The organism is Pseudomonas sp. UBA6276 (genome assembly GCF_002438365.1).
In the GTDB taxonomy this organism is placed as follows: domain Bacteria; phylum Pseudomonadota; class Gammaproteobacteria; order Pseudomonadales; family Pseudomonadaceae; genus Aquipseudomonas; species Aquipseudomonas coleopterorum.
Genome location: NZ_DJUS01000104.1, coordinates 37,804 through 38,023 on the forward strand (window position 1 = coordinate 37,804; position 220 = coordinate 38,023).

1 protein-coding gene is annotated in these 220 nt (G+C 64.5%); it reads right to left on the reverse strand.

The genetic code is table 11. The features are described 5' to 3' along the window. On the reverse strand, positions 1–220 hold a 220-nt coding region (locus B2V21_RS11920; protein ID WP_286916948.1), incomplete at both ends, for an amidohydrolase family protein.

A 220-nucleotide genomic window follows, 5' to 3' on the forward strand; every position in this document is an offset into this window, starting at 1 on the left:
TTCATCTTGTCGGCGGTCTGCCAAGTGCGCGTGATCACCTCGCCGACCCGGCCCATGGCCTGGCTGTCGGAGCTGATCATGGAGAACGCGCCGAGGTCGTGCAGGATGTCTTCGGCGGCAATGGTCTCGCGGCGAATGCGGCTTTCGGCGAAGGCCACGTCCTCGGCGATGCTGGGGTCCAGGTGATGGCAGACCATGAGCATGTCCAGGTGCTCGTCGA